Genomic DNA, 10079 nt, shown 5'->3' with positions numbered 1-10079 from the left:
CGTGACTTGCCCGTTGCTGCCCGCGACGATGACGATGGCGTTCTGGCTCGCCGCATCGACGACGATCAGCGCCACGCCGGTCGGCGCGTCGGGCGAGGTATCGAGTGCGTCGCAGTCGATGCCTTCCGCGAGCAGCCCGGCGCGCAGCAACTCGCCGTTGGCGTCGGCGCCCACGCAGCCCACCATCGCCACGCGCGCGCCCAGACGCGCGGCGGCCACCGCCTGGTTGCCGCCCTTGCCGCCCGCCACCTGGGCGAACGCGCTGCCGGCCAGCGTCTCACCGGCGCGAGGCAGACGCGGCGCGCGCGCCACCAGATCCATGTTGAGGCTGCCGACGACGGCCACGCGTCCCGCTGTCGTGGCTGCGGATGACGCTGCGTGCGCGGCGTCCGTGCGGGTCTTGTTCGTCACGGCGTCCCCTCCAGAGCGATTGCGGCAGCTCCGGCGAGGACGTCGCGACGACGTCCCGCGTCAGGCCGCCAGCGATGCGGAATGCGGCGCGCACCACGGCGCCGTCGATTCGCGCGGCATCAGTTCCGGCGCGATCACGCGGCGCAGCACCGACACGCCGTCGCGCTCGCGCGGCTCGGAGCCGATGCGCTCGATCAGCGTGAGCGCCGCCATTTCGCCGAGCGAACGCGCCGGCTGACCGACCGTCGACAGCGCCGGCCACGTGAAATTGCCCAGCTCGATATCGTCGAAACCGATGATCGAGCAGTCGGTCGGCACGCGCAAACCGCGTTCCGCCGCGGCGCGCAGCGCGCCGATCCCCATCATGTCGTTGCCCGCGAAAATCGCGCTCGGGCGCACCGTATCGAACAGCTGCGCCGCCGCGCGATAGCCGCCCGCGCCCGAAAAATCGGCCTCGACGATCGCACCCGGCGCGATCTCGATGCCGCGTTCGGCCATCGCGCGCAGGAAGCCGTGCATGCGCATCGCGCTGACCGCCGTCGTGATCGGCCCGGTGATGCAGCCGATGTTCGCGTGGCCGAGTTCGATCAGATGGCGCGTCGCGAGCCACGCGCCGCGCTCGTGATCGATCTGCACGAGGTCGGCGTTGAGCCCCTCGATGTTGCGGTCGACCACCACGATCGGCTCGCGCGTGTCGCCGAGCGTCGCCGCGAGCACCGCGTCGTCGCCCGCCGAGGCCACGATCAGCCCGTCGATACGCTTTTCCTGCAGCACGCGCAGATAGTTGCGCTGCTTCACGGGATCGTCGTCGGAATTGCAGAAGAACACGCAGTAGCCCTTTTGCGCGCAGCCGTCCTCCACGCCGCGCGCCAGCTCCGCGAAATACGGATTCGTTCCGTTCGGCACGACGAGCCCGATCGTCGCGGTCGAGCGCGCCTTGAGCGAGCGCGCGACCGCCGACGGCACGTAGTTGAGATCGCGTATCGCGCGCTCAACCTTGGCCCGCACGTCCGCCGACACCGGACGCGAATTGTTCACCACATGCGACACCGTCGTGAAAGACACCCCCGCCACTGCGGCCACATCCTTGATCGTCGCCATCTTTTATGTTGCTCCTGCTTCGTGCTGCCGTTTGCTACTGCTGCCGCCAGGCGGCGGTGATTGCTCTCGTCGCCCGTGCTGGTCCAATGCGCAGGCGCGCCCTCGATACGTTCTTGTCGCCGCAGTCCGTGCCGCCGCGTGGCGCTTCGTTGCGCCCGCAGCGTTCGCTTGCGGCTTCTTTATTGCTTCATCTGTTGCTGCTGGTTCTCTCGTGCTGCTTTTTTCTGCTTGTTCTTCGCTGCTGCTTGCTGCTGTCTGCTGCTGTTTTCTGCTTGTTATTCCGCTCACGCCTTGCGCTTGCCGCGCCGGCTGCGATAGGTGTCGAGCACCACCGCCACCACGATCACCGCGCCCGTGATGATGCGTTTGGTCGGCTCGTTCGCGCCGATCTGCGCGAGACCCGCCGCGAGCACGGAGATGATCAACACACCGAAGAACGTGCTGATCACCGAACCGCGCCCGCCCATCAAACTCGTGCCGCCGATCACCACGGCCGCGATCACCTGCAATTCGAGGCCGACGCCCGCGTTCGGATCGGCGGCTTCGAGACGCGACACCTGAAACAGCGCCGCCAGCCCGGCCAGCGCGCCCATCAGCGCGAACACGATCACCTTGTAGGGCCGCGGATCGACGCCCGCGAGCCGCACCGCTTCCTCGTTGGTACCGATACCAATCAGATAGCGGCCGAACACCGTGCGCGTGAGCACCAGTTGCGCGATCACCATGACCGCGACGGCGATCAGGAACGCGGGCGAGATGCCGAACGCGATCGGATTCGAGAGGAAATCGAAGGCGTCGCCGATATAGGCCGTGCGCGAATTCGTCATCTGGTACGCGAAACCGCGCGCGGCTTCCAGCACGCCGAGCGAGACGATGAACGACGGAATGCGCCAGCCCACCGTCACCGCGCCCGTGAGCGTGCCCGTGGCCGCCGCGGCCAGCACGCCGAGCACGGCGGCGGGCAGCGGGCCGAGCCCCCACTTGAGCGAGGCCACGCTCACCACCGAAGCGCCGAGCGCGAGCACCGAACCCACGGACAGATCGATGCCCGCGATGATCAGCACGAAGGTCATGCCCACCGACATCACGACGAGATCGGGAATCTGGTTCGCGATCGTACTGAACGTATCGTATGTCAGGAAGTGCGAACTCAACAGCGAGAACAGCACGATCATCGCGACCAGCGCGAGCGCCAGCCCGAGGTAGTTCGAGAAGCCGAATCGCGTGCCCGCGGGCTTGCCGCTCGCGGCTTGCGGCGCGGCCTGATTCGTTGCGGGTTCGCGCAACGGTCCGTTCGTCATGAAGCGCTACCTCCTGCGTCTCGTGCTGCGTCTCGTGCTGCATCTCGCGCCACGTCCGCAGCTTGTGTATCTGCGCTCCCGGCCGCCGGCAGATCGGCCGCGTCCGCCAGCAGCGCGTCCTCGGCGCGATAGCCCGCGAAGGCGGCGCCGAGCAAGGCGTCCTGACTCCACGCGCCGCGCTCGAAAATCCCCGTCATCTTGCCCGCCGACATCACGCCGATGCGGTCGCAGATCAGCATCAGCTCGCGCAGATCGCTCGACACCACCACGAGCGCGCGGCCTTCGCGCGCGAGCGCGCCCATCAGCGCATAGATGTCGAACTTCGCGCCCACGTCGATGCCGCGCGTCGGCTCGTCGAACAGCAGCACGCGCACGTCGCTGTTGATGCGCCGCGCGAGCCAGCGGCCGATCACGACCTTCTGCTGGTTGCCGCCCGACAGCTCGCCGACCGGCTGGCCAGGACCGGCCGTGCGGATGCGCAGCGCCTCGATCTGCGTGCGCGCAAGCGCGTTTTCGCGCGCCGCGTCCACGATGCCGTAACGCGCCACCGCGCCCACGTTGCCCAGCGACACATTGGCCGCCACCGGCTGCGGCAGCAAGAGCCCTTCGCCCTTGCGGTCCTCGGTGATCAGCGCGATGCCGTGACGCACCGCGTCCACGGGCGACTCGATCTTCACCGGCTGCGGCGCGCCGCCGTCGGCGCCCGCCAACGCGACCGTGCCGCGCTCTTTCGGATCGGCGCCGTAGATCAGGCGCATCAACTCCGTGCGGCCCGCGCCGATCAGCCCCGACACGCCGAAAATCTCACCGGCGCGCACCTCGAACGAGACGTCGCGCACGGCATTCGTGCGGCTCAGGCCGCTCACCTTGAGCAAGGGCGCGCCGATGCGCCGCTCGCCCAGATCGATCTGCTCGCCCAGCTCGCGGCCCACCATCAGCGCGACGATGCGCTCGGGCGTGAGGTTCGCCATGGCGTCCACGCGCACGAGACGGCCGTCGCGCAGCACGGCCACGCGCTGCGCGATACGCTCCAGCTCCTCGAGCCGGTGCGAGATATAGACGAGCGCCACGCCGCGCGCCTTGAGCCGCGCGATCTGCTCGAACAGCAATTCGACTTCGCGGCCCGTGAGCATCGCCGTCGGCTCGTCGAGGATCAGCACGCGCAGCGGCGCGCCACCCTGCGCTTCGTCGACGATCAGGTTGCGCGCGATCTCCACGAGCTGCTGATGGCCGATGCCCAGTTCGCCGACGAGCGTGTCCGGGTCGATCGCCTCCAGCCCGACCTGGGCCATCGCGGCGCGCGCGTCTTCGCGCAGCCGCGCGCGATCGATCCAGCCGGTCCAGCTCAGCGCGCCGAAGCCGCGCGAACGCGGCAGCCGGTTCAGGAACAGGTTCTCCGCGACCGAAAGCGTCGGCAGCAGGTTCAGCTCCTGCATCACCATGCGCACGCCGAGCGCCTCGGCGTCGTTGCGGCTCGCGGGCGCGTAGGCCTGCCCGAGCAGCGTCATCGCGCCGGCGCTCGGCGCGGTGAGGCCGCCCACGATCTTCGAGAGCGTGCTTTTGCCGGCGCCGTTCTCGCCCGTGAGCGCAAGCACTTCGCCGGCGTGCAGCGCGAGGCTCACGTCGGCGAGCACGGGCTGCTCGTAGGTCTTGCCGACGCCCGTGACCGTCAGCACAGCGGCGTCGGCCGTGGCGACCGGTAGTGCGTCGGGGGCAATTGCATCCATCACGATCCTGTAGTCGCGGGCCGCGCCGCCCCAATCCGCGGGCGCGCCTCGTGGTTCCACCTGAGCGCCCGGACGGTTGCGACCCGGACGTTCCAGCGGTTGCGACGCCGGGCGGCGGGCCCGGCATCGTCAGGCGACGCCCGCAAACGGGTGCCAAACGCGTGCCCCAGGGAGACAGTTCGCCGCCCGGATGCACACGCGCCCATCACCGACGAAATAACGGCGGCGCGGCGGCTTTCTTGAGCGTTGATTGCACGAAAAGTATGAAGAAAGGCCGCTCGCGCGCCGCGCTGCGCAATCCTTATGCAATCCCTATGCATCCCGTATGCACTGCGCGCCCGCCGACGATTCGGCATGCATACGGTGTGGGCGCGCGATGCACAGGGGCTGATTGCGCGGCGCTTACTTCGTGACGAGCACCACCGGCGTTTCGACCACGCCCGAGAGCTCGGACTGCTTCTTGTGCTCCTTGATCGCCTTGAGCGCGGTATCGATACCGAACACGGCCTGCTTGGCCGCGTACTGGTCGGCGGTGGCGAGCACGCGGCCGTCCTTGAGCATCGGCTTGATGGCGTCGATGTTGTCGTAGCCGACCACGTAGACCTTGCCTTGCTTCCCGGCGGCGCGCACGGCCGACACCGCGCCGATCGCCATGTTGTCGTTGCCGCAAAGCAGCGCCTTCAGGTTCGGATACTCGTTGAGCATGGCCGAGGCCACCGCATTGCCCTTGTCGATTTCCCACTCGCCCGACTGCGTCGAGACGATCTTCGCGCCGAGCGCGTCCATCGCGTCCTTGAAGCCCGCCGTGCGCTGCTGCGCGTTGGTGGTGGTCGAGACGCCTTCCACGATGCCCACCTGATCGCCCGCCTTGAGCTTCTTCGCGAGATAGTCGCCGACGAGGCGCGCGCCCTTGCGGTTGTCGGGCCCGACGAACGGCACGTTCAGGTCCTTCGACTTGAGCACGTCGGGATCGAGCCGGTTGTCGATGTTGACGACGATGATGCCCGCGTCCACGGCCTTCTTCACGACCGGCACAAGCGCCTTCGAATCGGCGGGCGCGAGCACGATGGCGTCGACCTTCGAGACGATCATCTGCTCGACGATCTGGATTTGCGCGGCCGTGTCGGTCTCGTTCTTGATGCCGTTGGTGATGAGGTCGAACGTGGCGGCGTTGTGCTTCTGGTAGTCCTTCGCGCCGGTTTCCATGGTCAGGAAGAACTCGTTGGCGAGCGACTTCATGACGAGCGCGACCTTGGGCTTGTGGCCCGCCGCCTGCGCATGGGCAGCCAGCGGCGCGGCCGCGACAGTGGCGAGGGCGACGGCGGTGCACAGCACGCGGCGGCGGATGCGGAAGTTCATCGTTTGTGTCTCCGGTTGTCTGGCCCGGTGCGGGCCGTATTTCTGGTTATGCGCAAACGTTTGCAAGCATCCCGACATCACGGGCGGGATGCCCGCGCTTCTCGATGAGACGGACGGACGGCGTGCGCCGGGCACTCAGCCCATCAAAGCCAGCCGCCGCGGCGGAACAGGAAGTACAGCAGGATGTCGATGCCGGCCATCACGGCCAGACAGGTTTCGTAGCCGTATTTGTAATGTAGCTCGGGAATGTGTTCGAAGTTCATCCCGTAGATACCCGCAATCATGGTCGGCACCGCGAACAGCGCGGCGAACGAGCCGAGCCGCTTGGTCACCTCGTTCTCGGCGAGCGAGATCATGCCGAGATTCACCTGGATCGCCGTGACGATCATTTCGCGGCGCGCGTCGATCGTGTTGGAGAGGCGCACGAGGTGGTCGTACACGTCGCGATAATACGCCTGCATGCCCGCGCAGATCTGTGGAATGCGCCCGCCGATCAGCTTGCCCACGGCGTCGAGCAGCGGCGTGACGTGATGCTGGAAGATCACGAAGCGGCGCTTGAGCGAATAGAGATCCTCGATGATGGCGCGCGACGCCGCGAGGTTGTGCTTCTCGAAGATGCGGTCTTCGAGTTCCTCGATCTCGCCCGCGAGCGATTCGAGCACCGGCAGGTAGCGGTCGACCACGCTGTCCATCAGCGCATAGAGCACGAAGCCCGATCCTTCGCTGAGCAGCTCGGGCTCGCGCTCGCAGCGCGCTCGCACGTCCGTAAAGCCCTTCTGCGCGCGATGACGCACCGAGAGCACGAAGTTCTTGCCCGCGAACACGTTGACCTGGCCGGTCACCAGTTCGCTGTCGCCGTCGAGCTCGATGGTGTGGAACACCGCAAAGAGCGTCTCGCCGTATTCCTCGATCTTGGGGCGCTGGTTGCCGTTCATCACGTCCTCGATGGCGAGCACGTGCAGCCCGAACTCCTCCTGCATCGCGGCCATCTCGCCCGCGTCGGGGTCCTTGAGCGCGACCCAGACGAAGCATTCCGGTCTTTGCAGATAGTCGCTGATGGCGTCGACTTCGATGTCGGCCAGTTTCTTGCCGCCCTGATACGCGGCGCAATTGATGAGCATGTCGTGTTCTTCCCGGCGGCGTGCGAAAAATGAAAGCTTTGCAGGCCGCCTGTCCTGAAGTGAAAACGTTGAAGCGGATCGCCAAGTTTAAGCGCTGGATCGACCTGGCCGCTGGCCAGCAGGTTCCGCACCCGGCCGCCGAGGGCGTTGTGCGGGACGGCAAACGCGCCCGAAAGCGTCCTGGGCGCGCGCCATCGCACGGCGCGCCACGGCCCGCTCTGTGCTGCCGCTCAATGCGGCACGCGCCGGATGCCGATCCGGTGATCCTTGTCGAACGTTACGCTGGCGAAGTTCGTATAGCGCGCGTCGACGAGAAAGCTCAGCTCGACGACCGGATCGAACTGCGTCGTCACGCCGATGCGGTGCGGGCCGGGTTTCAGGTAGAACGTGACGTGCTCGCCGTCCATCAGGTCGGTGACCCGCTCGCCGTCGATATAAACGGGCGCGTCGCGGAATTTGACGATCACGTTGCCGGTGCGCTCGCGGCGCACGTCCACGGCCACGAGGCCCTCGCCCGGCGCGGTGTAGCCGGGCTTGACGATGCGCTCGGCCGGGACCGGCTTGAGCGGTGGGGCCGCCGCGTGTTCCTCGGCGCAGCCGACAAGCGCGAGGCTCGCGGCAATGCAGCATATGGCTGCGATCGAAGCCAGTCGCCTGTCCTGTCCGCTTCTCTGCCTGCTTCTCTGTCCGTTATCCCGCCACGGCCACCCGCTCATCAAGCCCGCTCGCATGGACGCTCTCCCCTCGTCTGTTCTGACTGTTATGCGTGAGCGGCGCGTCGGCCGCTTTCGTGATTTACGTGATGTGCGATGCCCTGTCCGGCCCCATGATATACGGGCGGCGACGCGAGGCGCGCGGCGATGGGGTATGCTGTCGCGAAATTTGCGGGGCCGCCTGCACGACGGCCGGAAAGTCGCGTCGATCAAGCCATCAGGAGGATGCAAGCGATGTGGTATTTCACGTGGATACTCGGCATCGGCGTGGCGCTCGGCTTCGGCATCATCAACGTGATGTGGCTCGACGCGAACGGCAAGTTCTTCGAGCGGCACGCACACGGAGCGCCTTCTGGCGGAGCGCCCTCTGGCGCAGACGCGACCGACGCCCGCCCATCGGCAGCAAGGGATGACCGTTCGTGACGCGTCTGGTGATTTTTTGCGGTCACGCCGGCACCGGTAAAACCTCGCTCGCCAAACGCCTGATCGGCCCGCTCTCGCGCGCGACGGGCGAACCGTTCTGTCTGCTCGACAAGGACACGCTCTACGGCCGCACGAGCGCCGCGACGCTCACCGCGCTCGGTCAAGACCCGCATGACCGCGACAGTCCGCTGTTTCTCCACCATCTGCGCGATCCCGAATACCAGGGCTTGCTCGACACCGCGCGCGAAAATCTCGCGCTGGGCGTGAGCGTGCTGGTGGTCGCGCCGCTGTCGCGCGAGGCGCGAGAGCGGCGTCTCACCGATCGTGCGTGGCTGGGCGTAGAGGCGGAGGTGAAGCTGGCGGCGGTCTGGGTGCGCTGCGACGAAGCCACCGCGCAGCGCCGCATCGTGGCGCGCGCCCATCCCGACGACGCCTACAAGCTCGCGCACTGGGACGACTACCGGCAGCGCCGTATCGAGCCGGAAGGCGCGGCGCTCGACGCGCTCATCGTGTTCGATACCACTTCGCCCGCCGAGGCGGACTACGACGCGCTCTTGCAGCGCCTCGTGACGGCGGCCGGGGACTGAGCGAACGCAGTCGCCACGACCGCCGCAACCTCAATCGAACTCAATCGACCTTATACGACCGCCACCGGCGCGCGCGCATCGAGCGTCGCGCCCTCGTACACCTGGCCGAAGCGGTTGGCGAGAAATTCCGGCAGCGAGACCTGCTCCTGACGCACGAAGCCCGCCTGCGGCAGACGCTTTTCGCGGAACAGATCGAGCACCGCGCACATCGACCCAGCCGTGGTGATCTGGATCGCGCTCATCGGCATGCCGCAGACGGTCTTCGCGAAGATCTTGCGCGTGAAGACTTCCTGCACGAGCTGACCGTTGCGCATGCCCGTGACGGTCATGAAGATCAGCACGACGTCCTGCTCGGTCGACGGGATCGCGCGGCGCATGATCGACTTGAGCGTGTCGCGATCGCCCGACAGGCGCAGATCTTCGAGCAGGAACTGCATCAGCGCGCGATGCCCCGGATAACGCACCGACTTGTAGTCGAGCGACTCCACGCGGCCCGACAGCGTCTCGCACAGCGTGCCGAGTCCGCCCGAGGTGTTGAACGCCTCGTACTCCACGCCGTCGAGCGAAAAATGTTCGAGGCCTTCGAGCGGCTGCACCCATTGCGTGCGGCTGTCGCGAATCGCTTCGCAAGGCTGGCAATACTCGTTGATGAGACCGTCGACGCTCCACGTGAGGTTGTATTTGAGCGCATTGGTCGGAAACTGCGGCAGCGCGCCCACGCGCATTTTCACTTCGCGGATTTCGCTGAAGCGGCTCGCGAGCGCGTGCGCCGCGATGCCGATGAAGCCCGGCGCGAGGCCGCATTGCGGCATGAAGGCGTGATCGGCGCCTTCGGCGAGCGCGCGGATCGCGTGGGTGGCGCGCACGTCCTCGGTCAGATCGAAGTAATGCACGCCCGCGCCCTTGGCCGCCGACGCGACGTTCACGGCGAGGTAATACGGCAGCGCGTTGATCAGCACGTCGTAGCCTTCGAGCGCGCCGCGCAGCGCGGCGGCATCGCCGGAATCGACGCGCACGGTGGGAATGCCCTGCGCCGTGAGCGCGTCGAGCGCGCGTGCGTCGCGGTCGAGCGCGGCCACTTCGTAGTCGCCGGTTTCGCGCAGCATGTGAGCAATGGTCTGGCCAATCAGGCCGGCGCCTGCAATCGCGACTTTCATCTCGCCTCTCCTTTTGATGTTCTGTGATCGGTGGGCTTGGCGCGCCCGCTCGAAGACAGTCTAGGGAGGTGCAAAATCAGTTGATAGGCGCAAAATGATGCGCTTCGACGTCGACTTTCGTCATTTCGACGATGGTTTTCGTCGAAGTGACGAAAAAGCGTAAAAGCAGCGTAAAAACG

General features: G+C 66.9%; 10 protein-coding genes. 2 read left to right on the top strand and 8 right to left on the bottom strand.

From position 1 onward, the window contains the following. The 7 genes from LDO54_RS39205 to LDO54_RS06050 form a co-directional block, all read right to left on the bottom strand. Positions 1-321: PfkB family carbohydrate kinase (locus LDO54_RS39205; RefSeq protein WP_436975519.1), on the bottom strand; the 321-nt coding region annotated here is incomplete at its 3' end. A 150-nt stretch (positions 322-471) separates the two neighbouring features. Then, the gene (locus LDO54_RS06075; RefSeq protein ID WP_224007998.1) at positions 472-1512 is read right to left on the bottom strand and encodes a LacI family DNA-binding transcriptional regulator; all 1041 of its coding nucleotides are present in this window, start codon (positions 1510-1512) and stop codon (positions 472-474) included. Positions 1513-1796: 284 nt separating this feature from the next. After that, a complete protein-coding gene (locus LDO54_RS06070; protein WP_224007996.1) occupies positions 1797-2813 on the bottom strand; it encodes an ABC transporter permease in 1017 nt (338 codons plus the stop codon). Continuing rightward, entirely contained in the window at positions 2810-4540 is a 1731-nt protein-coding gene (locus LDO54_RS06065) for a sugar ABC transporter ATP-binding protein (RefSeq protein WP_224007992.1), read from the bottom strand. Before LDO54_RS06065 ends, LDO54_RS06070 begins: the two co-directional genes overlap by 4 nt. A 402-nt stretch (positions 4541-4942) precedes the next feature. Further along, positions 4943-5899 (bottom strand): sugar ABC transporter substrate-binding protein, encoded by a 957-nt coding sequence (locus LDO54_RS06060; protein ID WP_224007990.1) that lies wholly within the window; start codon positions 5897-5899, stop codon positions 4943-4945. 143 nt (positions 5900-6042) lie between these two features. Further along, complete coding sequence (gene corA / locus LDO54_RS06055) at positions 6043-7020, bottom strand: magnesium/cobalt transporter CorA (RefSeq protein ID WP_224007987.1); 978 nt, start codon at positions 7018-7020, stop codon at positions 6043-6045. 230 nt (positions 7021-7250) lie between these two features. Next, positions 7251-7751, bottom strand: coding sequence for a hypothetical protein (locus tag LDO54_RS06050; RefSeq protein WP_224007984.1), 501 nt, complete (start codon positions 7749-7751; stop codon positions 7251-7253). Between the two features lie 216 nt (positions 7752-7967). On the opposite strand from LDO54_RS06050, the gene cydX reads away from it, so the two are divergent. Then, positions 7968-8156, top strand: a complete 189-nt coding sequence (cydX, locus tag LDO54_RS39000; RefSeq protein WP_356788823.1) for a cytochrome bd-I oxidase subunit CydX — start codon at positions 7968-7970, stop codon at positions 8154-8156. After that, entirely contained in the window at positions 8153-8743 is a 591-nt protein-coding gene (locus tag LDO54_RS06040) for an AAA family ATPase (protein ID WP_224007981.1), read from the top strand. The genes cydX and LDO54_RS06040 overlap by 4 nt, the downstream gene beginning before the upstream one ends. A gap of 50 nt (positions 8744-8793) precedes the next feature. On the opposite strand, the gene LDO54_RS06035 is transcribed toward LDO54_RS06040, so the two are convergent. Then, positions 8794-9900 carry a saccharopine dehydrogenase family protein gene (locus tag LDO54_RS06035; protein ID WP_224007979.1) on the bottom strand — a complete coding sequence of 369 codons (1107 nt, stop codon included), beginning with the start codon at positions 9898-9900 and terminating at the stop codon, positions 8794-8796. Between the last annotated feature and the right edge of the window lie 179 nt (positions 9901-10079).

This window comes from Paraburkholderia tropica, assembly GCF_914484835.1.
Lineage (GTDB): Bacteria > Pseudomonadota > Gammaproteobacteria > Burkholderiales > Burkholderiaceae > Paraburkholderia > Paraburkholderia tropica_A.
The sequence above is the reverse complement of the archived record's forward strand: the minus strand, read 5'-3'. Positions and strand labels throughout refer to the sequence as shown.